Genomic DNA, 26098 nt, shown 5'->3' with positions numbered 1-26098 from the left:
CGCAGCGCGAGCCGGGTAAGATCGTATCCAGGAATATACCGTGAAACAGAGACTTATTTCAGCGGGCACGCTGGCGGCGCTGCTGGTGCTGGTGGCATTGCCGCTGCTGTTTATTGTCCTCCAGGCAATTTTTCCCCAGTTTAGCGCCGGTTCGCTGGGCGGCGCGTTTAGCGGTGTATCAACGCTGATTGCCGACCCGCAGCTGCCGACGATGCTCGGCGGTACCCTGTGGGTGGCCTGCGGCGTGGCGCTGATGAGCGTGGTCATCGGTCTACCGCTGGGCGTCTTGCGGGGATTGTTTACTATCCCGCTGCCGCGGCTGTGGGATCTGCTCTTTCTGATCCCGTTTCTGACGCCGCCCTATATTGCCGCGCTGTCGTGGATGCTGATGCTGCAAAGTCATGGCTATCTCCAGCAGCTGACCGGCTGGGATCTTAACGATCTGCTTTTTAGCCGCATCGGGATCGTGCTGGTGATGACCCTCAATATCTTTCCGGTGGTCTACTTTGCCGTCTCGCGCAGCCTGTTGGCCAGCGGTCAGCGGCTGGCGATTGTCGCTCGGGTGCACGGCGCCAGCGCCTGGCGAGCGTTCTGGCACATCACGCTGCCGATGCTTTCTCCGGCTCTGGCGGCGGGGATGCTGCTGGCGTTTACCCTGGCCATTGAAGAGTACGGCGTTCCGGCGGCCCTGGGATCGCGGGCAGGGCTGGTCATGCTGACCGTAGGCATTGAGAAAAAGCTCGCCGACTGGCCTGTCGATCTGCCCGGCGCGTCGCTGCTTTCGCTGCTGCTGATCGCGGTGGCGCTGCTGGCCTGGTGGCTGCAAAAACGGCTGACTGGCGATAAAGAGGTCACCAGCGTCACCGGCAAGCCGGGAGAGAATAGCGGGGCGGAGTTGGGCTGGCTGGCGCTTCCGGCGGTGCTAGTGATGGCGGGCGTCGGGGGGCTGGCGGTGGTGATGCCGGGCGCGTCGATGGTGCTGACCAGCCTGATGAGCACGCTGTCGGGCGGTATCCACGCTGACAACGTTACCCTTCGCCATTTTGCCGCGCTGTTTGCTCAGCAGGGCGACGCGCTGTCGGCACTGGCAACCAGCCTTTCGCTGGCGCTGGCTTCGGCTGGGGTTGTTGGGCTGGTGGGGCTGCTCGCCGCCTGGCTGGTTGTGGTGCAAAAAATCAAGGGGAGCGCGATAGTCGATGCCTTATCGCTGCTGCCGGCGGCGCTGCCGGGCGTGGTGGTGGGCGTCGGGTTGATTCTGTTGTGGAATCAGCCGTTCTGGCCGCTTTCCCCCTACAACAGCTGGTTTATGCTGCTGCTCTCCTACAGTTGTCTCCTGCTACCCTGGCCGGTACGCTACGTCGGCAGCGCGCTGCGCCAGCTTGGCAATAATCTTGAGCCTGCGGCAAGGGTACATGGGGCGACGGCCCTACAGGCGCTGCGTCTGATCGTTCTGCCGCTGGTCTTCCCGGCGCTGCTGGCGGCGATGCTGATGGTGTTCGCCGTTGCCTCCCGCGAGCTGGTGACCTCGTTGCTGCTTGCGCCGGCCGGGACGCAAACCGTCTCGGTGTTTATCTGGCGCCAGTTTGAGCAGGGCTCGGCGGGAGAGGGAATGGCAATGGCATCGCTGACGCTCTTTACCGGTCTGGGACTGATGCTCTGCGCGCTGGCGCTGATGCAGCGGGGCACGCGCGGATAAATACGATCGCACAAAATAGCTGGTCAGGCGGGAAAAACAGGCTATAAATGTCGGACACCGATTGCTGGAGGCATTGATGAGTCCCTTTTTAAGCGCCTATTTTTCTCGTCTGGGCTGGACGGGCACCCCGGACGTTTCACTTCACACCCTGCGCGAACTGCATATTCACCATAACGGCGCGATCCCCTTTGAAAATCTGGATGTGCTGCTGCCCAGAGAGATACATCTCGACGATCGCACCCTCGAAGAGAAGCTGATTCACGGTCGTCGCGGCGGCTACTGCTTCGAGCAAAACGGCCTGCTGGAGAGAGCGCTGCGCGAGATCGGCTTTACCGTGCGCAGCCTTCTGGGACGCGTGGTGCTGGCCAATCCGCCGCATATGCCGCCGCGTACCCATCGGCTGCTGCTGGTGGAGGTGGAGGGGGAACGCTGGATTGCCGACGTTGGTTTCGGCGGCCAGACGCTGACCGCGCCGATTAAGCTGCTGGCGGATATAGAACAATCCACCCCGCACGGCGAATATCGCCTGATTTACGAAGGAGAAGAGTGGGCGCTGCAGTTCAGCCATCACGGCCACTGGCAGTCGATGTACCATTTTGATTTAGGTCGCCAGTACGCTTCCGACTATGTGATGGGCAACTTCTGGTCGGCGCACTGGCCGCAGTCGCACTTCCGCCATCATCTGCTGATGTGCCGCCACTTACCGGACGGCGGCAAAATGACGCTGACCAATTTCCACTTTACCCATTGGGATAAAAACCACGTCGTCGAAAAGCTCGATTTAGCGGACGTTCCGGCGCTGTATGAGGCGCTGCAAACGCGTTTTGGCCTCGGCGTGGATGATGCCAAATACGGCTTTAGCGAAGCGGAGCTGGCGGCGGTGATGGCGGCATTTGATACCCATCCCGAGGCCGGAAAATAAATATCGTACAGGAACCGTTGGCTAGATAAGGGGTGACTGTCAAACGGGGATGTTACCCGGCTTGCGCTACGCTTAGCCGGGCTACGGGGCGAGCCTGTCGCCCGGGTTAGGCGTTTTTGCCGCGACCCGGGATGATTGCGGATTTTGCTCAGCGTCTTGAACGTACCACCTGGTAGCGGCGGGTGAAATATTCAAACGGCGCGCTCCAGACGTGAACCAGCCGGGTGAACGGGAACAGCAGGAAAATCGTCATCCCCAGCACCAGATGCACGCGGAAAACAAAGGCCACGCCGCTGAGCATTTCTGACGAGCCGCCGCGGAAGGTGACGATGCCCTGCGCCCAGCCCACCAGCTTCATCATTTCACTGCCGTCCGGATACTGCGCCGAGAAAGGGATGGTGCTCAGCCCGAGCAGGCACTGAATCAGCAGAATGCTCATGATGATGATATCCGGCGCGGTCGAGGTGGCGCGAACGCGCTGGTTGGTCAGACGACGCCAGAGCAAACCGGCGCCGCCAATCAGCGTCAGGACGCCGCAGACGCCGCCGAGCACCATCGCCATCTGCTGCTTGACCGCAATGGGTAAAAACCAGGCATACATCCAGTGTGGCGTTAACATGCCGAACAGATGGCCAAAGAAAATGCCGAGTATGCCGATATGGAACAGATTCGACCAGATCACCATCCCGCGTTTATCCAGCATCTGGCTGGAGGAGGCGCGCCAGGTGTACTGGCCGTAGTCATAGCGCAGCCAGCTGCCGAGAAAAAAGACCGTCGCGCAGATGTAGGGGTAGATGTCGTAAAAAAAGACGTTCAGATACTGTATCATTTCGGGCCTCCCGCGCTGACGTCGACGTACTGCGGCGCCACGTCCTGGCTAAAGCGTCGTTGATATTGCTGTAACGGTGAGCTGTCACAGGCCGTGGCGTTGTCTTCGATAAATTTCACCTGTTCTTCTTCCCAGACCGCATCCAGCGCCTGGCGGGTGTCATCGCGGGACTCGTTGTTGACCTGCTGCGTGACACTGTCACTTGATAGCGGGATCCCGCCGAGGCTGAGCAGGGCGTCAAACAGCTGATACCAGGGGACACCGCGCTGCTTCAGCCGCCCGCCCAGCAGCGCCAGAATCGGCGCGACGTTTTGCAGACCTTCGCGCGCTTCGTTTTCCGGCAGGATGCTGAGGTATTCCAGATACAGCGGCAGGTGGTCGGGAAGCTCGCGACAGTTGAGCACCAGGCCCGCCTTTTCATACTGAGCGAGCAGGTCGACCATCGCCTGACCGCGGTCGCGGGACTCGGCGTGCACGTGTTCAAACAGCAGCAGCGACGTGGCGCGACCCCGGTCGAACACTTCGCACCATTCGGCCTGCTTGTCCAGCAGCGGGGCATTCAGCATCTGCGCGGCGAAGTCGTTGAGCACAGGGGCGTCGTGATGCACCATGCTCAGCACCTCGTCCTTGCACTGCCAAAGAAACTCATCCGGATACTCCATCAGCAGGCCGATCGCTTTGAGGATTTGCATTATTCCCCCTCCGCTTTATCGCGTACTTCGGTGATGTTGATGGCGTCAATGCGGCTACTGTTGAACAGGTTGAATTTGGTGTCGGAGCCGTGGCAGCCGTCGCCGAAGGTAAAGCCGCAGCCGTTGCGCTCGGGGAAGGCGTCGCGCGCCATTTCGCGGTGGCTGGTCGGGATCACGAAGCGGTCCTCGTAGTTGGCGATCGCCAGATAACGGTACATCTCCTCGACCTGCTCAACGCTCAGGCCCACCTCCTCGATGGCGCGAGTATCGGTGACGCCTTCCACCGTTTGCGAGCGCATGTAGTGACGCATCGCCATCATGCGCTTCAGCGCGCGCAGTACCGGGCCGGTATCACCCGCGCTGAGCATATTGGCGAGATACTGCACCGGAATGCGCAGGCTTTCGATGGCCGGAAGCACGCCGTCGCTTTTCGGCAGACCGCCGGCGTCGGCGTAGGACTGAATCGGCGACAGCGGCGGCACGTACCAGACCATTGGCAGGGTGCGGTATTCCGGATGCAGCGGCAGCGCCAGCTTCCAGTCCATCGCCATTTTGTACACCGGCGAGCGCTGGGCGGCATCAATCACGTTTTGTGGAATCCCCTGTTTCAGCGCTTCTTCAATCACCGCCGGGTCGTGGGGGTTGAGGAACACCTCGCACTGCCGCTCGTAGAGGTCGATTTCGCGCTCGGTGCTGGCGGCCTCTTCAATGCGGTCTGCGTCGTACAACAGCACGCCGAGGTAGCGGATACGTCCCACGCAGGTTTCTGAACAGACGGTGGGCTGTCCGGACTCGATACGCGGGTAGCAGAAGATGCACTTCTCCGATTTACCGCTTTTCCAGTTGAAGTAGATTTTCTTGTACGGGCAGCCGCTGATGCACAGGCGCCAGCCGCGGCATTTGTCCTGGTCGATCAGCACGATGCCGTCTTCTTCACGCTTGTAGATGGCGCCGCTGGGGCAGGTGGCGACGCAGCTCGGGTTCAGGCAGTGCTCGCACAGGCGCGGCAGATACATCATGAAGGTATTTTCAAACTGGCCGTACATCTCCTTCTGAATCTTGTCGAAGTTTCGGTCGCGGGCGCGCTTTTCAAACTCGCCGCCGAGCAGCTCTTCCCAGTTGGGGCCCCAGATGATTTTATCCATCCGCTTGCCGTCGATAAGCGAACGCGGACGGGCGGTGGGCAGGTGTTTTCCCTCCGGCGCGTTGTGCAGATGCTGGTAATCAAAGGTAAAGGGTTCATAGTAGTCGTCGATCTGCGGTATCACCGGATTGGCGAAAATTTTGGTGATGACGCCCATTTTGCCGCCCAGACGCGGGCGTATTTTGCCATTAACATCGCGCACCCAGCCGCCTTCCCACACCTCCTGATCTTCCCAGTTTTTCGGATAGCCAATGCCCGGTTTGGTTTCGACGTTGTTAAACCAGGCGTATTCCATCCCTTCGCGTCCGGTCCAGACGTTTTTACAGGTGACGGAGCAGGTGTGGCAGCCGATGCATTTATCGAGATTGAGAACCATACCGACCTGTGAACGTATTTTCATTTTTTCGCCTCCTGTACCCCATCGCGACCTTCGTCATCCAGCCAGTCAATATTTTTCATTTTGCGGATCATGATGAACTCGTCGCGGTTGGAGCCGACGGTGCCGTAGTAGTTGAAACCGTAAGCCAGCTGGGCGTAGCCGCCAATCATATGGGTCGGTTTCGGGCACACGCGGGTGACCGAGTTATGGATCCCGCCGCGCCGTCCGGTGACTTCCGAGCCCGGAATATTCATCAGGCGCTCCTGCGCGTGGTACATCATGGTCATCCCCGGCGGTACGCGCTGGCTGACCACCGCGCGGGCGGTGAGCGCGCCGTTGGCGTTGAAGGCCTCGATCCAGTCGTTATCTTCAATACCCAGCTCGCGAGCGTCGGTTTCGCTGATCCACACGATCGGCCCGCCGCGCGACAGGGTCAGCATCAGCAGGTTTTCGCTGTAGGTGGAGTGGATGCCCCATTTCTGGTGCGGCGTCAGGAAATTGAGCGCTTTTTCCGGGAAGCCGTTAGGCGGAATCGCTTTCATCTGGCTGACGCTGCGGGTGTCAATGGGCGGACGATAAACCACCAGGCTTTCGCCAAAGGCGCGCATCCAGGGGTGATCCTGATACAGCTGCTGGCGGCCGGAAAGGGTGCGCCAGGGGATCAGCTCGTGGACGTTGGTATAGCCGGCGTTGTAGGAAACATGCTCGCTCTCGAGGCCGGACCAGGTCGGGCTGGAGATAATTTTGCGCGGCTGGGCCTGGATATCGCGGAAGCGAATTTTTTCATCCTCTTTATTCAGCGCCAGGTGCGTATGCTCGCGGCCGGTAAACTCGCCGAGCGCTTGCCAGGCTTTGACCGCCACCTGGCCGTTGGTTTCCGGGGCGAGGGCGAGGATCACTTCCGAGGCGTCAATGGCGCTGTCGATGCGCGGACGACCTTTGGCCGGGCCGTCAAGCTTGACGTAGTTAAGCTTGCCGAGGAAGTCGACCTCGTTCTGGGTGTTCCAGGTGATGCCTTTACCGCCGTTGCCCAGTTTGTCGAGCAGCGGCCCGAGGGAGGTAAAGCGCTCATACGTCGCCGGATAATCGCGCTCAACGACGGCAATCGACGGCGCGGTTTTACCCGGCGTCAGCTCGCATTCCCCTTTCCGCCAGTCCAGCACGTCGAAGGGCTGCGACAGCTCCGCCGGGGAGTCGTGCTGCAGCGGCACCAGCACAACGTCGGTCTCTTTATCGAGGTGGCCGACGCAGACCTCGGAGAAGGTTTTGGCGATATCTTTGTAAATTTCCCAGTCGCTTTTCGCCTCCCACGCCGGGTCAACGGCGGCGGAGAGCGGGTGGATAAACGGATGCATATCCGAGGTGTTCATATCGTCTTTTTCATACCAGGTGGCGGTCGGCAGAACGATATCGGAGAACAGGCAGGTACTGGACATGCGGAAATCGAGCGTCACCAGCAGGTCGAGCTTGCCTTCGATGGCCGCGGTCTGCCACTCCACCTCTTCGGGCTTCACGTCATCGCTGGCGCCCAGCTCATCGCCCTGAATACCGCTGTCGGTGCCCAGCAGATATTTGAGCATATACTCGTGGCCCTTGCCGGAAGAGCCCAGCAGGTTGGAGCGCCAGATAAACAGATTACGCGGATGATTTTTGCCGTTATCCGGCTGTTCGCAGGCGAAGCGGATCTCGCCGGACTTCAGCGCCCGGGCGGTGTAGTCGGCGGGAGTCAGTCCGGCCGCGGCGGCCTGCGCCTTGATGGTCAGCGGGTTGACGCCCAGCTGCGGCGCGGAGGGCAGCCAGCCCATGCGCTCGGCGCGAACGTTAAAGTCGATCAGATGGCCGCTGAATTGGCTGGCATCGGCCAGCGGCGACAGCAGCTCCCGGGCGGTCAGCTTTTCATAGCGCCACTGGCTGGCGTGATTGTAAAAAAAGGAGGTGCTGTTCATCTGGCGCGGCGGACGATTCCAGTCAAGGGCGAACGCCAGCGGCAGCCAGCCGGTTTGCGGACGCAGCTTCTCCTGGCCGACATAGTGCGACCAGCCGCCGCCGCTCTGGCCGACGCAGCCGCAGAACACCAGCATATTGATCATCCCCCGGTAGTTCATATCCATGTGGTACCAGTGGTTGACGCCGGCGCCGAGGATAATCATCGACCGTCCGTGGGTTTTATGCGCGGTATCGGCAAATTCACGGGCGATCTGCTCGATGTGCTGGCGCGGGACGCCGGTAATCTGTTCGGCCCACGCCGGGGTATAGGCTTTCATCTCGCCGAAGTCCTGCGCGGCGTTGGGATCGTCTAAACCGCGATCGAGTCCGTAGTTGGCGAGAATCAGATCGTAGACGCTAACCACCAGGCCGGATTCACCGTTGGCCAGCGGGAGCTGCTTAACCGGCAGCTGATGCAGCGTCACCGGATCCTGCTTGATGCTGCGAAAGTGCGGGTTTTCGTTGCCGCCGAAGTAGGGAAAGCCCACCGTCACCACGTCGTCACGGCTATCCAGCAGCGATAGTTTGAGTTCAATGGCTTGCCCGGCGGCCTGCTGTTCAAGGTTCCATTTGCCTTTCTCTCCCCAGCGGAAGCCAATCGAACCGTTGGGCGCCACCAGTTCACCAGCGCTGTTATAGGCGACGGTTTTCCACTCCGGGTTATTGCTTTCGCCCAGCCCGTCAACCAGATCGGCGGCGCGGACCATCCTGCCGGGAACGTAGAAACCCTCCTCGCGACGCTCAAGCATCACCAGCATCGGCATATCGGTGTAGGTGCGGCAGTAGTTGAGGAAATAATCGCTCGGGTTATCAAGGTGAAACGTTTTGAGGATCGCGTGGCCCATCGCCATGGCCAGCGCGCTGTCGGTACCCTGTTTCGGCGCCAGCCACTGGTCGCTGAGCTTGGCTACCTCCGAAAAGTCCGGGGTAATCGCGATGGTTTTGGTGCCCTTGTAGCGCACTTCCGTAAAGAAGTGGGCGTCCGGGGTTCGGGTCTGCGGGACGTTGGAGCCCCAGGCGATAATATAGCTGGAGTTGTACCAGTCGGCGGATTCGGGAACGTCGGTCTGCTCGCCCCAGGTCATTGGCGAGGCGGGGGGAAGGTCGCAGTACCAGTCGTAGAAGCTCAGGCAGGTGCCGCCGAGCAGCGACAGATACCGGGTGCCGGCGGCGTAAGAGACCATCGACATCGCCGGGATCGGCGAAAAGCCCGCCACGCGGTCCGGGCCGTAGTTTTTGATGGTCCAGACGTTGGCGGCGGCAATCAGCTGGTTCAGCTCCTTCCAGCTTGAACGGATAAACCCGCCTTTGCCGCGTACCTGCTTGTAGCTGAGGGTTTTGACCGGGTCCTGCATGATGCTGTCCCACGCCTGCACCGGGTCCGGGTGCTGAGCCAGCGCTTCGCGCCATAGCGCAATCAGCCGCTTGCGCGCCAGCGGATACTTCAGGCGGTTAGCGCTGTAGAGGTACCAGGAGTAGCTTGCGCCGCGCGGGCAGCCGCGGGGTTCGTGGTTGGGCAGGTCCGGGCGGGTGCGGGGGTAGTCCGTTTGCTGAGTTTCCCAGGTGACCAGCCCGTTTTTGACGTAAATTTTCCAGCTGCAGGAGCCTGTGCAGTTCACGCCGTGCGTTGAGCGGACGATTTTGTCGAACTGCCAGCGCTGACGGTAGCTGTCTTCCCAGTCGCGGTTGGTGTTGTACACCTGACCGTGGCCGTTGGCAAAGCTCTCGCCTTTCTGCTTAAAGTAGCGAAAGCGATCCAGTAGTTTACTCATGACCTTCCTCCTGCTCCGATAATGTCCGGCCTGAAAAGACCGTACGATCCCCAGGCCGGATAGGGCGTCAGCCGCCACCCGATGAATATGCCGTTATTGTTTTGCCGGTTTACGACGGCCGTAGACCAGCCAGGTCACCAGCACGCAAACCACGTAGAAAACCAGGAAGACCTTCATCGCCCCGACCGGGGAGCCGGTCATCGCCAGCGAGGTACCGAAGGCTTTAGGGATAAAGAAGCCACCAATCGCGCCGATGGCGGAGATAAAGCCGAGCGCCGCCGCGGTGTCGGTCACCGCTTCGTGCTGGGCCTGTTCGTCGCTGCCGCCGCGTTTCTTCACGCTGTCGAGGGTGATTTGGCGAAAGATCACGGCGATCATCTGGAAGGTGGAACCGCTGCCGAGACCGGCGGTCAGGAACAGCCCCATAAACACCACGTAAAAGGCGAGAAAACTGCCTGAGCCGCTGCCGGGGAGGGTGAGAAACAGCAGGCCGGTGAACAGCGCCATCAGCACAAAGTTCACCAGCGTGACCCGTACGCCGCCGAGACGGTCGGATATAATCCCGCCGAAAGAACGCGCCAGCGCGCCGATAAACGGCCCGAAGAAGGCCAGCTTAAGGATGTTAACATCAGGGAACTGCGTTTTCGCCAGCATGGCGAAACCGGCGGAGAAGCCGATAAACGAGCCAAAGGTGGCCAGATAGAGCAGGCTCAGCAGCCACATATGCGGGCGTTTCAGCACCGGCAGTTGTTCGCGAATCGAAGCCTTTGAGCTGGCGATGTCGTTCATTCCTACCCAGGCGGCGAAGGTGGCTATCACCAGCAGCGGAACCCAGACGAGGGCGGCGTTGCTCAGCGCGAGAAGAGAGCCATCCTCCTGAGGCACGCCATGGATGCCAAGAAAAGCGAAGATGGGCAGAAAAATCGCCGCCGGCGCGATCATCTGCATCACGCTGACGCCGAGATTGCCGAGGCCGCCGTTGATACCCAGCGCGCTGCCCTGTTTCGCTTTGGGAAAGAAAAAACTGATATTTCCCATGCTGGAAGCAAAGTTCGCACCGGCAAAACCGCACAGCAGGGCAATGGTGATAAATACCCAGAATGGAGTAGCGGGGTTTTGAATGGCGATACCCAGCCAGATACAGGGCACCACCAGAATAATCGTGCTTAATACCGTCCAGTAGCGCCCGCCAAATATAGGTACCATAAAGGAGTAGGGGACGCGTAATATTGCGCCGGAAAGCGAGGGCAGAGCGGTTAATAAAAAGAGCTGATCGGTGGTGAAATTAAATCCGATTTTATTGAGATTGACGGCGACGGCGCTGAATAGCATCCAGACGCAAAAGGCGAGTAGCAAACAACCTACGGAAATGCAAAGATTTCTGCGCGCTATTTGCTTTCCCTTATTCTCCCAAAACGCCGCATTTTCTGGTTTCCACTCTTTTAAAAGATAATGATTCTTTTTCTCATTTTTGCTCAGCATATTGCCCTCGAATGAACAGTAACACGTCAAAAAAGAATAAACTGGTAAAACAGCAAATTAATAAAAGAAATAAAATCAGGGGATGGGGATGTATGTGTTGTAATAAATGAAGAATAGATAAGAAAAGCGCGCCGAAAGAAGACGCGCGAATATTAGCTCAGTATTATTTGTTACTAAATGTAACTTAAAATTAAAAAAGTTCCATCGAGATAGAATAATTGATATGCCGATTGAAGGCGGCATCATCTATTTCCTGCATTCCCAGCGCATAAATACCGTCGAGGCCGCAGACGAGAGCAATGAGCCGCCAGGCAATGCTTTCCATATCGTCCCTTGGCTTAAACTCACCGGCAGCGGTTCCCTGGCGGATGATCTTCATGGTCTCTTCATGCCACATGTTCATGGTAAGCAGATAGGCCCCCTTGATATCGCTGTCGCTATCGGCCAGCAGCTGCGCTTCGCGCCACAGGCGAATGTATGGCTCAAGCCTGCCGTCGTCGCTGCCCACCATAGAAAACAGGCGTTCACGCCATGTGGCGTCGTCGGCGACCAGCGGCATATCCATCATTTCGCGGATCAACCGTATGAAGGCATGGGCTTTTAGCTCGCCCGCGGAGGTGAAATGGTGGTGCAGCTGACCGGCGGAGACGCCGGCTTCGGCGGCAATCTGGCGGACGGTCATAGCGCTAAACCCGCCACGAAGCGCTACGCGCATGGCTGCCAGCACAATAACTTCCCGACGCGCATCGCGATTTAAGTAGCCCATAACGTTAGTGACCCCGGTTTTTTTGGCGATAGTAACAAAAAGTTGGACACTCGTTCAACAATCCGGCAGGATCCGTTTCCTGGACGCTTGTCCAGTTTTAACGTTGAGGGAAAGTAGTATGTCTCGGCAATGGTTGACGCTGATGGCGATTTTGTTGGTTTATATTCCGGTGGCGATTGACGCCACTGTTCTCCACGTGGCTGCGCCAACGCTCAGCGTAGCGCTGGGGACCAGCGGTAACGAGCTGCTGTGGATTATTGATATTTATTCGCTGGTAATGGCCGGTATGGTGCTGCCTATGGGCGCATTGGGCGATAAAATCGGCTTTAAACGGCTGCTGCTGCTCGGCAGCGGTATTTTTGGCACCGCGTCGCTGGCGGCGGCGTTTTCGCCCACGGCAGAGACGCTGATTGCATCCCGCGCGCTGCTGGCGGTGGGGGCGGCGATGATCGTGCCTGCGACCCTGGCCGGGATCCGCAGCACCTTTTCGCAGGCGCACCAGCGTAATATGGCGCTTGGTCTGTGGGCAGCGGTCGGTTCCGGCGGCGCGGCGTTCGGTCCGCTGGTTGGCGGCATGCTGCTGGAGCATTTTTACTGGGGATCGGTTTTCCTGATCAACGTGCCGATCGTCCTGCTGGTGATAGCGATTAACGCCAAAGTTGTGCCGCGTCAGCCCGCGCGGCGCGAGCAGCCGCTGAATCTTTTCCAGGCGCTAATCCTGATCGCCGCCATTTTGATGCTGGTCTTTAGCGCCAAAACGGCGCTCAAAGGGCAAATGGCGCTGTGGTTAACCGGGCTGGTGGCACTATCTGGCGCCGCGATGCTGTTCTGGTTCGTGCGCAAACAGCTCTCGGCATCGCGTCCCATGGTCGATATGCGCCTGTTTACCCATCGCATTATTTTAAGCGGCGTGATGATGGCGATGACCGCGCTGATTACGCTGGTGGGTTTTGAACTGCTGATGGCCCAGGAGCTGCAGTTTGTACATAGTAAAACGCCTTTTGAAGCCGGGCTTTTTATGCTGCCGGTGATGGTGGCGAGCGGTTTCAGCGGGCCCATTGCCGGCATGCTGGTATCGCGGCTGGGGCTGCGCGAGGTCGCCACCGGCGGAATGCTGCTCAGCGCCCTGAGCTTCCTCGGCCTGTCGATGACCGATTTCAGTACGCAGCAGTGGCAGGCCTGGGGACTGATGACGCTGCTGGGCTTCAGCGTCGCCAGCGCGCTGTTGGCCTCCAGCTCGGCGATCATGGCCGCCGCGCCGAAGGAAAAAGCGGCGGCGGCAGGGGCCATCGAAACCATGGCCTATGAGCTGGGCGCGGGACTGGGGATTGCCCTGTTTGGCCTGATCCTGACCCGCAGCTACACCTCGTCAATTGTTCTGCCGGGTGGAATTGAGGGCGCGGCGGCGGAGCAGGCGTCGTCCTCCATCAGCGAGGCGATTAAGCTGGCGCAGTCGCTGCCCGCCATACCGGCGCAAAGCCTGCTTGAAGCGGCGAAGGCGGCGTTTATTCATTCGCACAGCATCGTGCTGGCGACGGCTGGCGTCCTGCTTCTGCTGCTGGCGGCCGGCATCTGGCGTAGTCTGGCAAAAGCGCCTGAGCTGAATTAACCCTTTAGCCAGCTGGCTGCCAGATGATTGAAGAGGTGCCCTTCCCGGGAATTGCCATCAGGGATGGGCTGAAGTCAGTCACGGATCTTGTAGGCCGTTAAGGCGTCGGCCGCCGCCGTTTTAGCGCCGGGTCGCCTGCCAGCAAAGCAGGGAGCCGGCGCACACCATTCCGGCGCCCTGCCAGAACGACCACGACAGCGCGGCGCTGAGCAGTGCCGCCGCCAGCGCCGAGGAGAGCACCGGCGTAAAGTAGGAGGCGGCGGCCAGCAGGCTGACGTTGCCGTGCAGGATCCCGACGTTCCACGCCGCGTAGCCTAATCCCAGGGCAACGGACAGCGCGATCAGTTTGGCTATCACCGGCCAGCTAAAGACCATGGGCGGCTGTTCGCTGAACAGGAACTTCAGCCACAGGGTCAGGGCGGTAAGCAGAACAAAAAGGGTAATCCCGTTTTTGCCCTTCGCGTATTTAGCGGTGACCGTGCAGTAGGCCGCCCAGATAAACGCGCCGATGAACGCCAGAATATAGCTCAGCGGGCTGGAAACCACGTTGCGGGTAATTTCATCTACATTCAGACCATGCTCACCGCCTAATACCCAGGTGACGCCGAATAAAGCGAGAAATAATCCCGGAATAACCAACCAGCTGCTTTTTTGGCCGTTAAACAGAATGGCGAATAAAATCGTCAGGCTGGGCCACAGATAATTAACCATGCCCACTTCAATAGCCTGCTGGCGGCTACCGGCTAATCCGACCGACAGCGCCAGGCAAATTTCATAGCTGACGAACAGCAGGCTCCCTGCCAGTAAATAGGGGCGAGGGATCTGGCGTATTTGCGGGAAGCCGACGGTAAAGATCAGCAAAAGGCCGCTCAGGCTGTAGATCATCGCCGCGCCGCCCACCGGACCAAGCCCTTCGCTTACGCCACGAATCAGCCCGACCATGGTGCTCCACAAGACGATAGCGGCCAATCCAATGAGCGTGGCTCTCTTCTTCTCCATATTTAACCTGATGTTGGTTCAAACGCAGTCGGGTTTTATAACACTTTTTTTTCGCTTCCGGGGGATATTTTCCTCCGCGCTTAATCCCAATGGAGTAACGAAATTCAACGTGGCTGACTATTAAGGGGTCATGGGTTCAGGACATTGATTTGACGCAAATAAAACAGGGTTATTGCTGTTAATTTCCACTCCCGCAATGAATAAACATCCCGCATGGAGGGGAACAATGGACGTCAGCCGCAGAAAGTTTTTTAAAATCTGCGCAGGCGGTATGGCCGGAACAACAGCCGCTGCATTGGGTTTTGCGCCCAAAATGGCCCTGGCTCAGGCGCGTAATTACAAATTGCTGCGCGCCAAAGAGATCCGCAACACCTGCACATACTGCTCCGTGGGCTGCGGGCTATTAATGTATAGCCTGGGCGACGGCGCGAAAAACGCGAAAGAAGCGATTTACCACATTGAAGGTGACCCGGATCATCCGGTGAGCCGCGGCGCGCTGTGCCCGAAAGGCGCGGGGTTGCTTGACTATGTTCATAGCGACAACCGCCTGCGCTATCCGCAGTACCGCGCGCCGGGTTCGGATACATGGCAGCGCATCTCCTGGGATGACGCGTTTACCCGCATCGCCAAACTGATGAAAGCCGACCGCGACGCCAATTTTATTGAAAAGAACGAACAGGGCGTGACGGTTAACCGCTGGCTGTCCACCGGGATGTTATGTGCCTCTGCGGCCAGTAATGAAACCGGCATGCTGACGCAAAAATTTGTGCGCTCCCTCGGCATGCTGGCGGTAGACAACCAGGCGCGCGTCTGACACGGACCAACGGTAGCAAGTCTTGCTCCAACATTTGGTCGCGGTGCGATGACCAACCACTGGGTTGATATCAAAAACGCTAACGTCGTGGTGGCGATGGGCGGTAACGCCGCCGAAGCCCATCCGGTGGGATTCCGCTGGGCGATGGAGGCGAAAAACAACAACGATGCGACGCTGATTGTCGTCGACCCGCGCTTTACGCGCACGGCGTCGGTGGCCGATATCTATGCGCCTATTCGCTCCGGCACGGACATTACGTTCCTGTCGGGCGTGCTGCTGTACCTGATCGAAAATAACAAAATCAATGCCGAGTACGTTAAACACTACACCAACGCCAACCTGCTGGTGCGCGACGATTTTGCCTTCGAAGATGGCCTGTTCAGCGGCTACGATGCCGAAAAGCGTCAATACGATAAATCGTCGTGGAACTATCAGTTCGACGAAAACGGCTACGCCATGCGCGACGAGACGCTGCAGCATCCGCGCTGCGTCTGGAACCTGCTGAAGCAGCACGTTTCGCGCTATACGCCGGAGGTGGTGGAGAATATCTGCGGTACGCCAAAGGCGGACTTCCTCAAAGTGTGCGAAGTGCTGGCGTCAACCAGCGCGGCGGACCGAACCACCACCTTCCTTTACGCGCTGGGCTGGACGCAGCATACCGTCGGGGCGCAGAACATCCGTACCATGGCGATGATTCAGCTGCTGCTCGGCAATATGGGGATGGCGGGCGGCGGCGTCAACGCGCTGCGCGGGCACTCCAATATTCAGGGGCTAACCGATTTAGGCCTGCTCTCGACCAGCCTGCCGGGCTACCTGACGCTGCCGTCGGAACAGCAGACGGATCTGCAAAGCTATCTCGCCGCCAATACGCCGAAGGCGACGCTGGCCGAACAGGTGAACTACTGGAGCAACTATCCGAAGTTCTTCGTCAGCCTGATGAAATCGTTCTACGGCGACGCGGCGCAAAAAGAGAACGACTGGGGCTTCCACTGGCTGCCGAAATGGGACCAGGCTTACGACGTTATCAAATATTTCAATATGATGGATAACGGTAACGTCACGGGCTATATCTGCCAGGGCTTCAATCCGGTGGCTTCGTTCCCGGACAAAAACAAGGTGGTCCGCAGCCTGAGCAAGCTGAAGTACATGGTGGTTATCGACCCGCTGGTGACCGAAACGTCGACCTTCTGGCAAAACCACGGCGAGTCGAACGATGTTGACCCGGCGGCGATTCAGACCGAAGTGTTCCGCCTGCCGTCCACCTGCTTCGCCGAAGAGGATGGTTCAATCGCCAACTCCGGGCGCTGGCTGCAGTGGCACTGGAAAGGCCAGGACGCGCCGGGCGAAGCGCGCAACGACGGCGAAATTCTGGCCGGCATTTACCACCGTCTGCGCGAGCTGTATCGCACCGAGGGCGGCAAAGGCGTCGAGCCGCTGCTGAAGATGGGATGGCACTACAAGCAGCCGGATCGTCCGGAATCAGAAGAGGTCGCGAAAGAGAACAACGGCTACGCGCTGGCGGATCTCTTCGACGCTAACGGCGCGCCGCTGGCGAAGAAGGGCCAGCTGTTGAACAGCTTCGCGCTGCTGCGCGATGACGGTACCACCGCGTCGTCCTGCTGGATCTATACCGGCAGCTGGACCGAGCAGGGCAACCAGATGGCCAACCGCGATAACGCCGATCCGTCAGGCCTTGGCAACACGCTCGGCTGGGCATGGGCGTGGCCGCTCAACCGGCGCGTGCTGTACAACCGCGCGTCGGCGGATATTAACGGCAAGCCGTGGGATGCGAAGCGGATGCTGATCCAGTGGAACGGCAGTAAGTGGGTTGGCAACGATATTCCGGACTTCAATACCGCGCCGCCGGGCAGCAAAACCGGGCCGTTTATTATGCAGCCGGAAGGCCTGGGGCGCCTGTTTGCCCTGAATAAGCTGGCGGAAGGTCCGTTCCCGGAACACTACGAGCCGATGGAAACGCCGCTTGGCACCAACCCGCTGCACCCGAACGTGGTCTCCAGCCCGGTGGTGCGCCTGTATGAAGAGGATGCCCTTCGTTTAGGTAAGAAGGATAAATTCCCGTACGTCGGCACCACCTATCGCCTGACCGAGCATTTTCATACCTGGACCAAGCATGCGCTGCTCAATGCGATTGCGCAGCCGGAACAGTTTGTCGAAATCAGCGAAGGTCTGGCGAAAGCGAAGGGGATTGCCAACGGCGATCGGGTGACGGTCAGCAGCAAGCGCGGCTTTATTCGCGCGGTAGCGGTGGTGACGCGTCGTCTGCAAACGCTCAACGTTAACGGCCAGCAGGTAGAAACCGTCGGGATCCCGCTGCACTGGGGTTTTGAAGGGGTAGCCCGCAAAGGTTACATCGCCAATACCCTGACGCCAAACGTCGGGGATTCCAACTCGCAAACGCCGGAGTACAAGGCGTTTCTGGTCAACATCGAGAAAGCGTAAGGAGCGAATGCATGGCGATGGAAACCCAGGACATTATCAAACGCTCCGCCACCAACCCGATCACGCCCGCGCCGCGCGCGCGGGATTTTAAGGCGGAAGTGGCGAAGCTGATCGATGTCTCCTCCTGCGTAGGCTGTAAAGCCTGCCAGGTGGCCTGTTCCGAGTGGAACGATATCCGCGATGAGGTTGGGCACTGCGTCGGGGTGTACGACAACCCCGCCGATCTGAGCGCCAAATCCTGGACGGTAATGCGCTTTAGCGAAACCGAACAGAACGGCAAGCTGGAGTGGCTGATACGCAAAGACGGCTGCATGCACTGCGAGGATCCGGGCTGCCTGAAGGCGTGCCCGTCCGCCGGGGCGATTATTCAGTACGCTAACGGCATCGTCGACTTTCAGCAGGAGAACTGCATCGGCTGCGGCTACTGCATCGCCGGGTGCCCCTTTAACGTCCCGCGCCTCAATAAAGAGGATAACCGGGTCTATAAGTGCACCCTGTGCGTTGACCGGGTCAGCGTCGGCCAGGAACCGGCCTGCGTGAAAACCTGCCCAACCGGCGCGATTCACTTCGGCAGCAAGAAAGAGATGCTGGAAGTGGCCAACGAGCGCGTGGAAAAGCTGAAGAAACGCGGCTATCCCCATGCCGGGGTGTATAACCCGCCGGGCGTCGGCGGCACCCACGTGATGTACGTGCTGCATCATGCGGACCAGCCGGAGCTGTACCACAACCTGCCGAAAGAGCCGCAGATCGATACGTCGATCAACCTGTGGAAAGGCGCGCTGAAGCCGCTCTCGGCGGTCGGGTTTATCGCCACCTTTGCCGGGCTGATTTATCACTACATCGGGATTGGGCCGAATAAAGAAGCGGATGACGATGAGGAGGAGCATGATGAGTAAATCGAAAATGATTGTGCGCACGAAGTTTATTGACCGCGCCTGTCACTGGACGGTGGTCATCTGCTTTTTCCTGGTGGCGCTATCGGGGATCTCGTTTTTCTTCCCGACGCTGCAGTGGCTGACCGAAACCTTCGGTACGCCGCAGATGGGGCGTATTCTGCATCCGTTCTTCGGGGTACTGATTTTCGTGGCTCTGATGTTTATGTTTGTGCGCTTTGTCCATCACAATATTCCCGACAAGCAGGATATCCCCTGGCTCAAGGGCATTATTGAGGTACTGAAAGGCAACGAGCATAAAGTGGCGCGGGTAGGGAAATATAACGCGGGGCAGAAAATGATGTTCTGGACCATCATGAGCATGATTTTTGTGCTGCTGGTGACCGGCGTGATTATCTGGCGGCCCTGGTTTGCCCACTATTTCCCGATTCAGGTTATTCGCTATAGCCTGCTGATTCACGCGACCTCGGCGATTATTCTTATTCATGCGATTTTGATCCACATGTATATGGCGTTTTGGGTGAAGGGATCGATTAAAGGCATGATCGAAGGGAAGGTGAGTCGCCGCTGGGCGAAGAAGCATCATCCGCGCTGGTATCGCGAGGTGGAGCGTCAGGAAGCGAAGAAAGAGAGCTGTGAAGGGCTGAAGTAAGCGTAACTGAGCAACCCGCTCTGGCTGAAGCCGGAGCGGATCGGGTATTGGTAACAAGGGCGTCAATGGCGGAAATAACTTCGCCTCTGGCGCTTTTTAAGTTACAGATAAAATCTTCGCGCTTGATCGGCTTATTATTAAGGTTTGTCATCATCGGCGAACAAAGCATAAACGTTTCAAATTCAATATTTACCTCAGGAACTGAATAATCAATCTGCCAGTGAACCTATGAAATAATCACGCCGTTTTATGGATAAATATGCCACCCGGCGTTTTTATCTGGTCTGCCGTTTAATAATGCACAATAATGCCGGCGGTATGTTTTATAACAAGTGATTAGTTGTATGAAAAAGACTATTTTTTCGTTAGCGCTTGGCACTTTTGGTCTCGGAATGGCGGAATTTGGCATCATGGGCGTATTACCTGAAATTGCCCATGACGTCGGGATATCGATTCCCGCCGCGGGCAATATGATCTCCTGGTATGCGCTTGGCGTCGTCATCGGCGCGCCGGTGATGGCGCTGTTCTCCAGCCGCTTTTCGTTAAAATCGGTGATGCTGTTCCTCGTGGCGCTGTGCGTTATCGGCAATGCCATCTTTACGCTATCTTCCAGCTATTCGATGCTGGCGCTGGGGCGCCTGATCTCCGGTTTCCCGCACGGCGCCTTCTTTGGCGTGGGGGCGATCGTTCTGTCGAAAATTGCGCCGCCGGGGAAGGTCACCGCCGCGGTGGCTGGAATGATTGCCGGAATGACGGTCGCTAATTTGCTGGGGGTTCCCGCCGGAACCTGGCTTGGCCATCAGTTTAGCTGGCGCTATACCTTTCTGGCGATTGCGGTGTTTGACATCGCCGTGCTGGTCGCCATCGCCTGGTGGGTGCCCACGCTGTTTGATAAACCGACGACGCGCTTGCGCTCGCAGTTTCATTTTTTAACATCGCCCGCACCGTGGTTAATTTTTGCCGCGACGATGTTCGGCAATGCCGGCGTATTCGCGTGGTTTAGCTATATTAAGCCGTTTATGATTAACGTCTCCGGTTTTGGTGAGAGCGCCATCATAGCCATTATGCTGCTGGCGGGGCTGGGGATGGTTCTGGGGAATTTATTCAGCGGTAAAGTCTCCGTCCGTTATAGCCCGTTACGTATTGCCGCCGTGACGAATGGCGTGATTGTCGTGACTTTATTACTTCTGTTCCTGCTGGGTGAGAATAAAGCCGCCGCATTAACCCTCGCGTTTATTTGCTGCGCGGCCCTGTTTGCCCTGTCGGCACCGCTGCAAATTCTGCTGCTGCAAAATGCGAAGGGCGGCGAGATGCTGGGCGCGGCGGGCGGCCAGATCGCCTTTAATCTCGGCAGCGCCATTGGGGCGCTATTCGGCGGGATGATGATTACGGCCGGTCCTGGCTGGCGTTTCGTTGCCTTACCGGCCGCGCTGCTTTCGTTTCTTGCGCTCAGTTCGCTGCTGATTTATGCCCGCCATCAGCGGCGTCTGGCCTGATTAAGCCCGCTGGCGGCTATTCCTGCCACGGCTCGCCGAGGGTCAGCATTAACCGGTTGGCCCAGGCAAAGAAAGCCGCCGATTGCAGTAAATCCAGTCGGGCGAGGGTATCCAGCCCCTGTTGCTCGACGGCGGCAAGGTGGTCAACGGACAACGCGGGAGGGGTAACGGAAATCGCGGCGGCGAAATCGATCTGCGCCTGCCATCCCGGCGTCTGCCCGTCGCTTAACTGCTCTCCCGGCGTCACCGCCAGCAGCGTCTCTACCGCCGTTTCATCTTTGGCCAGCTGTGCCGCTTTGCGCGCATGCACCGAGGCGCAATAAATACAGCCGTTGATTTTGCTCGCCACCGTTGCCGCCAGCTCGCGCTCGGCGCGCGGCAGGCCGCCGGGAGTATAAAAGATCCCTTTATCGGTTAACGTGCGCTGCTCGAGGAGCGGCAGGTTGCGCGCCAGCAGGCGGAAGTAGGGCGAATCGCTGTGGCCGAATTTCGCCAGCAGCGCCTGCTCGTCGGGGGTAAATTCCGCCAGCGGTTTAGCCGCCAGCCAGGGCTCCCAGTGCAGTTCATCGCGGGTGAAGTGCACCGGCGCCTTCTTACCGCTGATGGTTTGCGGCGAGGTATGCCAGAATCCCGCCACCGTCGGGGTTTGTGCGACGTGGATATTTTTGCCGTTAAGCAGGCGCAGCCCGACGACCAGCCGGCTCTGGAAGCTGACAAACGCGATAAGCTGGGCGAGGGTGACGATGCCGCGCAGGCTCCATCCGGCGCGGATTAAGGCCTCAAGCGCCGACGGCGTGGCCTCCACGGGCGTAAAGGTCAACAGCCGGGCAAAGGCCAGCGCCGGCGCCAGCCGCGGCGATGTGGGGTCGGCAATGCCAAAGCCGGCGTAGTGGGCGGCCAGCGCATCGCTCTCATGCAGCTTCGCCACCCTCGCGGCCACGGCAAAACGCTCGTCGAGCGGAAAGTCGTTATCCTGCTGACCAAACAGCGTTTCATAACTTCCCTGAGCATGGCGGGTGGCCGCCTCGCGCACGGCTCGCGCCGCCGCTAAGGCGGAATCTGGGGCAATTTCTGCCAGTTCGGCCAATATATCCTGACTGAGCGTCATGGTGACTCCTTATCGTATCTGCGGGGCAATATGCTGAGCGATCAGCTCAATGGAACGAAGCGTGTCGCGGTGCGAGGGTTCAACGGAGTGCACCTGAAACGAAATATCGGTTACCCGCCGCAGGACGCTATCGCGGGCCAGCGAAGCGGCGACGTGCTGCGGGTCGCCAACGTGCGCGTCAAGCTGCGGCAAAAAATCAGTGACAGTGTCACCAATAATATCATGACCTGCGGCGCGATGCTGTGCAGCCTGCTGGCGCAGGCCGGGTTCAGCGACCTGCAGCGCATACTGCTGGCTATCGGCGACAAAGGCCGTCCGCGAGGCGAGGATCCTTGGCTCGACGCCCGCCGGCAGCGCGGCGAGATAGGCGTCAATAATCGGATTCTGGATAGCGTCCAGCGGCAGCGTGGGCTGTCCGGCCGGACGCGGCTGCGTGCGCGAGAGCATCAGCCCGTGCCCGGCCTGAGCCGCGCGAACCGCCCCCTCAATGGAAAAGGTGGCAATCCAGATGCGCTCCGCCAGCTGCGGCGCCTGAGGGTACAGATGATTATCCGGGTGCGAGAGCGAATCCCCGCGCCAGGCGCTTTGAATCAGATGCAGGTGTTCAGCAAACACCGCGCTGCGCTGGTCCATCGTCAGCCCGAAGGGTAAAAACGAAGTGGGGGTGCCGCCGGAGCCGAAGCCTACCTCCAGCCGTCCATCGGCGAGCAGATCCAGCACCGCCGCATCCTCCGCCACCCGCAGCGGGTTTTCCATCGGCAGGGTGATAATGGCGGTGCCAAGACGAATACGCTCGGTGTGCGCCGCGGCGTGGGCGAGAAAGACCAGCGGCGACGGCAGGCCGCCTTCGTGCTCATGAAAATGGTGCTGAGCGATCCACGCGCTGTCGAATCCCAGGCGTTCCGCGTGGCGAATTTGCTCGGTGGCCAGCCGGTAGCGCTCTTTAGGCGTGGCGTGGTCCAGCAGACGGGTGAAAAAGCCCAGTCGTTTACGCGTCATGCAACCTCCTTGCTCGGGGATGAAAAGTGGGGAATCGCGGCGATAAGCTCGCGGGTATAGTCATGCTGCGGGGCGCTGAACAGTCGGCTGACGTCGCCGTGTTCAACCACCTGGCCCGCCCGCAGCACCGTCACGCTGTGGGCGATACGGCGCACCGTCGCCAAATCGTGAGTGATAAACAGATAGCTCAGCCCCAGCTGCTGCTGAAGCTGCTGCAGCAGCGCGAGAATTTGCGCCTGCACCGTGACGTCCAGCGCCGAAGTCGCTTCATCGAGGACAAGGATCGTCGGTTCAAGGATTAAGGCGCGGGCGATGGCCACCCGCTGCCGCTGGCCGCCGGAAAGCTCACGGGCGGTTCGCGACAGCAGCTCCGGAGCGAGCGCCACGCGGGCGGCGACCGTTTCGACGCGCTGGCGCCGCACTTCGGCGTTGAGGCGGTCGAAGTTTTTTAACGGCTCTTCGATAATCTCAAACAGCGTTTGCCGCGGGTCCAGCGAGGCAAAAGGATTCTGGTAAACGAACTGAATTTTACGCCGCAGCTGGCGGAGCGCCTCGCGGCTGAGATGCCCGGCATCGATACCGTCGATAGCGATATGGCCGCTATCGGCCTTTTCGAATCCCAGCAGGATCCGCGCAAGGGTCGTTTTGCCGGAGCCGGACTCGCCGACCAGCGCGTGGGTGCTTCCGCGCTTCACCTCGAAGCTCACGGCGTCCAGCGCCTGCAAATGCGCGCGGCCTAATGAGAAGCGTTTGCTGATGCCCTCCACACGGATCGCCGGGGTCGCCAGCACGCGCCCGCTGGCCGGGGCAATGGTCAGCGTCGAACCCTGGAGATCGCTGAGCAGCTGGCGGGTATAGGTATGCTGCGGCGTACGTATGACGTCGCCGGTCGCGCCCTGTTCCTGAATCTCGCCGTGGCGAAAGACCAGAAGACGGTCGGCGCGTTCCGCCGCCAGCGCCAGATCGTGGGTGACGAACAGTACCGCCGTGCCGGACTCCCGGCGCAGCGTATCCAGCAGGTCGAGGATCCGTTTCTGTACCGTCACGTCGAGGGCGCTGGTGGGTTCATCGGCAATGATTAAGTCGGGTTTCAGGGCGATCGCGATAGCAATCAGCACCCGCTGCTTCATACCGCCTGAAAGCTGGTGGGGATATTGATCGATGCGCTGTTCCGGGTGGCTCAGCCCAACTTTGGTCAGCAGCGCCAGCACCTGCGCTTTACGCGCCGCGACGCTGCTTTTTTGATGCAGACGCAGGATTTCGCCCACCTGCGCGCCGATGGTTTTCACCGGATTCAGGGAGTTGCCCGGATCCTGAGGCACCAGGCTAATCCGCGCGCCGCGCAGGCCGTCGAGGCGTTTAGCGGACCAGCCGCTGATATCTTCGCCATTAATCAAGATACGCCCGCTGTCCCGGCGCGCGTTATCCGCCAGCAGGCCAATAATCGCCTGCGCGGTGGTGGTTTTACCTGAGCCGGATTCACCGACAAACGCCAGCATTTCGCCGCGTTTGACCTGAAAACTCACGTCGTGCACGACCTCGCGCCATTCACGCTGTGAACGATAGCTGATGCGCAGATGCTCTACGCTTAAAACATTCATCGGCGTTCTCCGCTAAATTGACGGCTAATACGGTTGGCGGCGAGCACGACCGCAATCACCGCAATACCGGGAAGGGTGGTCAGCCACCAGGCGGTGGAGAGATAGTTGCGGCCTTCGGCGATCAGCAGACCCCACTCCGGGACCGGCGGCGGCGTGCCGTAGCCGAGAAAACTCAGGGTCGAGAGCGCCAGAATGGCCTGGCCGAACTGGAGGGTGGCAAAGGCCAGCACCGCGGTGAGCGAGTTGGGCAGAATATGCCGCCAGAAAACGGCGAGAAAGGTGCCGCCGCTGCCGTAGGCCGCTTCGACGAAGTCGCTGTGGCGTACGCGGACCACCTCCGCTCGCGCCAGGCGGGCAAAGCTGGCGACGGCCGCCGCGCCGACCGCGACGGCGGCGTTGAGCGTGCCGAAACCGAGCAGAATGATGACCGTCAGCGACAGCAATAAAGAGGGGATCGCCAGCAGCACGTCGACCAGGCGCATGATTGCCGACTCCACGCGTCCCGCCAGCGCGCCGGCCAGCGTGCCCAGCGCGGTACCGATAAACAGGCCGATCGCCACCGCCGCCAGCGCGGCGGAAAGCGAATGAACGGCGCCGAAGACGATGCGGCTCCACAGATCGCGGCCCAGCTGGTCGGTTCCCAGCCAGTGGCCGGCCTGCGGGGCCAGCCGCTGGGCGCCGGGGAACCCTTCCAGCGGGCTATAGGCGGTAAACAGCTGCGGAGCGATAGCCATCAGCGCGGCAACGATCATCACCGCCCAGGCCAGAAGCAGACCGGGCTGAACGCGCCGCGTACGCCAGTTTGACGTGCGGCGGCGCGCGGCGGTTGCGTAATCCACCAGGCTCATACGGCACCTCCGATAACGGTTTTCAGGCGCGGATCGAACAGCGGCATCAGCAGGTCGACCAGCAGATTAATCAGCACGAAACCGAGGGCAGAGATCATCACCACCGCCTGCAGTACCGCGATATCCTGATTATTGACGGCCTGCTGCGTCAGCAGCCCCAGACCGCCGCGGCCAAACACAGTTTCGGTAATCAGCGCGCCGGCGATCAGTTCCCCCAGCAGCAGACCGGCGATGTTGAGCACCGGCAGCAGGGCGTTGCCGGTAACGTGCCGCCACAGGGCGCCGGTTTCGCTCAGGCCTTTGGCGCGGGCAACGGCGACAAATGGCTGCGCGGCGACCTGATCCAGACTGCGCATCAGGATTTGCGCCAGCGGAGCGGAAATCGGCACCGCGACGGCAATAATGGGCAAAATCAGCCCCTCAATCGGCCCGGGATTGATCACCGGGATCCAGCGCAGCTGAAAGGAGAAAATCTGAATCAGGGCGATGCCGAGCCAGAACGTCGGCAGCGAGATAAACAGCGCCGGCAGGGATTGCAGCGCGTTGCTGAGCCAGCGCAGGCCCGGCAGCCGTGAGGCGAAGGCGAGGGCGAAGGCCAGCGCCACCGCCAGAGCAAAGGCGGGCAGCGCCAGGCTTAATGTTTCCGGCAGGTTGCTGGCGATAAGCGCGCTGACCGGCAGCCCGGCCTGCAGCGAATAGCCAAAATCGCCACGCAGCATGGCCATCAGCGTGTGGAAGTACTGTCTCCACAGCGGGTTATCGGCCCCGTAGGCGAGGCGCATTTCGGCGATCTGCTCAGGGCTGAGCCCCAGATCCGGATTCTGAAACTTGATCAGTACCGCATCGCCGGGCAGCACCTGTAACAGGACGAAGGAGAGGGTAAACGCGGCCCACAGTACCAGTAAACCCTGACCGAACCGCCGCAGAAGATAGTGGCTCATCGCGGGCTCC

19 protein-coding genes are annotated in these 26098 nt (G+C 59.6%); 7 read left to right on the top strand and 12 right to left on the bottom strand.

Features of this window, described 5'->3' with window-relative positions:
• The first annotated feature begins 40 nt into the window (after window positions 1–40).
• Complete coding sequence (locus ABLU67_RS17680) at window positions 41–1696, top strand: iron ABC transporter permease (RefSeq protein ID WP_348852423.1); 1656 nt, start codon at window positions 41–43, stop codon at window positions 1694–1696.
• A 76-nt stretch (window positions 1697–1772) separates the two neighbouring features.
• Window positions 1773–2618, top strand: coding sequence for an N-hydroxyarylamine O-acetyltransferase (gene nhoA, locus ABLU67_RS17675; protein ID WP_014229271.1), 846 nt, complete (start codon window positions 1773–1775; stop codon window positions 2616–2618).
• 148 nt (window positions 2619–2766) lie between these two features.
• Here the strand turns inward: nhoA and narI are convergent, their stop codons facing one another.
• The 6 genes from narI to ABLU67_RS17645 all read right to left on the bottom strand — a co-directional run bounded on the left by narI (window position 2767) and on the right by ABLU67_RS17645 (window position 11668).
• Window positions 2767–3447: a respiratory nitrate reductase subunit gamma gene (narI, locus tag ABLU67_RS17670; RefSeq protein ID WP_014838419.1), complete on the bottom strand. Its 681-nt coding sequence runs from the start codon at window positions 3445–3447 to the stop codon at window positions 2767–2769.
• Window positions 3444–4139: a nitrate reductase molybdenum cofactor assembly chaperone gene (gene narW / locus ABLU67_RS17665; protein WP_348852422.1), complete on the bottom strand. Its 696-nt coding sequence runs from the start codon at window positions 4137–4139 to the stop codon at window positions 3444–3446. The genes narI and narW overlap by 4 nt, the downstream gene beginning before the upstream one ends.
• Window positions 4139–5683 (bottom strand): nitrate reductase subunit beta, encoded by a 1545-nt coding sequence (narH, locus tag ABLU67_RS17660; RefSeq protein WP_348852421.1) that lies wholly within the window; start codon window positions 5681–5683, stop codon window positions 4139–4141. The genes narW and narH overlap by 1 nt, the downstream gene beginning before the upstream one ends.
• The gene (locus ABLU67_RS17655; RefSeq protein WP_064357537.1) at window positions 5680–9420 is read right to left on the bottom strand and encodes a nitrate reductase subunit alpha; all 3741 of its coding nucleotides are present in this window, start codon (window positions 9418–9420) and stop codon (window positions 5680–5682) included. The genes narH and ABLU67_RS17655 overlap by 4 nt, the downstream gene beginning before the upstream one ends.
• A gap of 93 nt (window positions 9421–9513) precedes the next feature.
• The gene (locus ABLU67_RS17650; RefSeq protein WP_301718625.1) at window positions 9514–10902 is read right to left on the bottom strand and encodes a NarK family nitrate/nitrite MFS transporter; all 1389 of its coding nucleotides are present in this window, start codon (window positions 10900–10902) and stop codon (window positions 9514–9516) included.
• Window positions 10903–11092: 190 nt separating this feature from the next.
• Window positions 11093–11668, bottom strand: coding sequence for a TetR family transcriptional regulator (locus tag ABLU67_RS17645; RefSeq protein WP_224384695.1), 576 nt, complete (start codon window positions 11666–11668; stop codon window positions 11093–11095).
• A 118-nt stretch (window positions 11669–11786) separates the two neighbouring features.
• Here ABLU67_RS17645 and ABLU67_RS17640 point away from each other — a divergent pair, with 118 nt between their 5' ends.
• Window positions 11787–13277 (top strand): MFS transporter, encoded by a 1491-nt coding sequence (locus ABLU67_RS17640; protein ID WP_004850706.1) that lies wholly within the window; start codon window positions 11787–11789, stop codon window positions 13275–13277.
• 120 nt (window positions 13278–13397) lie between these two features.
• Here ABLU67_RS17640 and yddG read toward each other — a convergent pair whose 3' ends face one another.
• Window positions 13398–14276 carry an aromatic amino acid DMT transporter YddG gene (gene yddG / locus ABLU67_RS17635; protein ID WP_004850709.1) on the bottom strand — a complete coding sequence of 293 codons (879 nt, stop codon included), beginning with the start codon at window positions 14274–14276 and terminating at the stop codon, window positions 13398–13400.
• 226 nt (window positions 14277–14502) lie between these two features.
• On the opposite strand from yddG, the gene fdnG reads away from it, so the two are divergent.
• The 4 genes from fdnG (at window position 14503) to araJ (ending at window position 20591) form a co-directional block, all read left to right on the top strand.
• Window positions 14503–17550, top strand: coding sequence for a formate dehydrogenase-N subunit alpha (gene fdnG, locus ABLU67_RS17630; RefSeq protein ID WP_148849960.1), 3048 nt, complete (start codon window positions 14503–14505; stop codon window positions 17548–17550).
• Window positions 17551–17561: 11 nt separating this feature from the next.
• Window positions 17562–18446 (top strand): formate dehydrogenase subunit beta, encoded by an 885-nt coding sequence (gene fdxH / locus ABLU67_RS17625; RefSeq protein ID WP_014838425.1) that lies wholly within the window; start codon window positions 17562–17564, stop codon window positions 18444–18446.
• Window positions 18439–19095: a formate dehydrogenase-N subunit gamma gene (fdnI, locus tag ABLU67_RS17620; RefSeq protein WP_004120645.1), complete on the top strand. Its 657-nt coding sequence runs from the start codon at window positions 18439–18441 to the stop codon at window positions 19093–19095. The genes fdxH and fdnI overlap by 8 nt, the downstream gene beginning before the upstream one ends.
• A 344-nt stretch (window positions 19096–19439) precedes the next feature.
• A complete protein-coding gene (gene araJ, locus ABLU67_RS17615) occupies window positions 19440–20591 on the top strand; it encodes an MFS transporter AraJ (protein WP_025108255.1) in 1152 nt (383 codons plus the stop codon).
• A 16-nt stretch (window positions 20592–20607) separates the two neighbouring features.
• Here araJ and ABLU67_RS17610 read toward each other — a convergent pair whose 3' ends face one another.
• From ABLU67_RS17610 to ABLU67_RS17590, 5 genes are read right to left on the bottom strand one after another with little or no spacing between them, the layout of a single operon-like run.
• Window positions 20608–21699, bottom strand: a complete 1092-nt coding sequence (locus ABLU67_RS17610) for an alkylhydroperoxidase domain protein (protein WP_049082267.1) — start codon at window positions 21697–21699, stop codon at window positions 20608–20610.
• A gap of 9 nt (window positions 21700–21708) precedes the next feature.
• Window positions 21709–22698: a putative FMN-dependent luciferase-like monooxygenase gene (locus ABLU67_RS17605; RefSeq protein ID WP_025108257.1), complete on the bottom strand. Its 990-nt coding sequence runs from the start codon at window positions 22696–22698 to the stop codon at window positions 21709–21711.
• Window positions 22695–24299: an ABC transporter ATP-binding protein gene (locus tag ABLU67_RS17600; protein WP_049082266.1), complete on the bottom strand. Its 1605-nt coding sequence runs from the start codon at window positions 24297–24299 to the stop codon at window positions 22695–22697. Before ABLU67_RS17600 ends, ABLU67_RS17605 begins: the two co-directional genes overlap by 4 nt.
• Window positions 24296–25147, bottom strand: coding sequence for an ABC transporter permease (locus ABLU67_RS17595; protein ID WP_148849963.1), 852 nt, complete (start codon window positions 25145–25147; stop codon window positions 24296–24298). The genes ABLU67_RS17600 and ABLU67_RS17595 overlap by 4 nt, the downstream gene beginning before the upstream one ends.
• Window positions 25144–26088 (bottom strand): ABC transporter permease, encoded by a 945-nt coding sequence (locus tag ABLU67_RS17590; RefSeq protein ID WP_064357515.1) that lies wholly within the window; start codon window positions 26086–26088, stop codon window positions 25144–25146. The genes ABLU67_RS17595 and ABLU67_RS17590 overlap by 4 nt, the downstream gene beginning before the upstream one ends.
• Between the last annotated feature and the right edge of the window lie 10 nt (window positions 26089–26098).

The organism is Klebsiella sp. GN_Kp190 (assembly GCF_040061795.1).
Classification (GTDB): Bacteria; Pseudomonadota; Gammaproteobacteria; order Enterobacterales; family Enterobacteriaceae; genus Klebsiella; species Klebsiella michiganensis.
This window is presented reverse-complemented; position numbering and strand designations above follow the sequence as displayed.

What these genes read in the sequence shown, in the direction of transcription:
- ABLU67_RS17590 (WP_064357515.1), bottom strand. Translation starts at nt 26,088, where the DNA reads ATGAGCCACTATCTTCTGCGGCGGTTCGGTCAGGGTTTACTGGTACTG.
- ABLU67_RS17645 (WP_224384695.1), bottom strand. Translation starts at nt 11,668, where the DNA reads ATGGGCTACTTAAATCGCGATGCGCGTCGGGAAGTTATTGTGCTGGCA.
- ABLU67_RS17600 (WP_049082266.1), bottom strand. Translation starts at nt 24,299, where the DNA reads ATGAATGTTTTAAGCGTAGAGCATCTGCGCATCAGCTATCGTTCACAG.
- narW (WP_348852422.1), bottom strand. Translation starts at nt 4,139, where the DNA reads ATGCAAATCCTCAAAGCGATCGGCCTGCTGATGGAGTATCCGGATGAG.
- ABLU67_RS17655 (WP_064357537.1), bottom strand. Translation starts at nt 9,420, where the DNA reads ATGAGTAAACTACTGGATCGCTTTCGCTACTTTAAGCAGAAAGGCGAG.
- fdxH (WP_014838425.1), top strand. Translation starts at nt 17,562, where the DNA reads ATGGCGATGGAAACCCAGGACATTATCAAACGCTCCGCCACCAACCCG.
- ABLU67_RS17610 (WP_049082267.1), bottom strand. Translation starts at nt 21,699, where the DNA reads ATGACGCTCAGTCAGGATATATTGGCCGAACTGGCAGAAATTGCCCCA.
- yddG (WP_004850709.1), bottom strand. Translation starts at nt 14,276, where the DNA reads ATGGAGAAGAAGAGAGCCACGCTCATTGGATTGGCCGCTATCGTCTTG.
- ABLU67_RS17605 (WP_025108257.1), bottom strand. Translation starts at nt 22,698, where the DNA reads ATGACGCGTAAACGACTGGGCTTTTTCACCCGTCTGCTGGACCACGCC.
- ABLU67_RS17595 (WP_148849963.1), bottom strand. Translation starts at nt 25,147, where the DNA reads ATGAGCCTGGTGGATTACGCAACCGCCGCGCGCCGCCGCACGTCAAAC.
- araJ (WP_025108255.1), top strand. Translation starts at nt 19,440, where the DNA reads ATGAAAAAGACTATTTTTTCGTTAGCGCTTGGCACTTTTGGTCTCGGA.
- ABLU67_RS17640 (WP_004850706.1), top strand. Translation starts at nt 11,787, where the DNA reads ATGTCTCGGCAATGGTTGACGCTGATGGCGATTTTGTTGGTTTATATT.
- fdnI (WP_004120645.1), top strand. Translation starts at nt 18,439, where the DNA reads ATGAGTAAATCGAAAATGATTGTGCGCACGAAGTTTATTGACCGCGCC.
- ABLU67_RS17650 (WP_301718625.1), bottom strand. Translation starts at nt 10,902, where the DNA reads ATGCTGAGCAAAAATGAGAAAAAGAATCATTATCTTTTAAAAGAGTGG.
- narH (WP_348852421.1), bottom strand. Translation starts at nt 5,683, where the DNA reads ATGAAAATACGTTCACAGGTCGGTATGGTTCTCAATCTCGATAAATGC.
- nhoA (WP_014229271.1), top strand. Translation starts at nt 1,773, where the DNA reads ATGAGTCCCTTTTTAAGCGCCTATTTTTCTCGTCTGGGCTGGACGGGC.
- narI (WP_014838419.1), bottom strand. Translation starts at nt 3,447, where the DNA reads ATGATACAGTATCTGAACGTCTTTTTTTACGACATCTACCCCTACATC.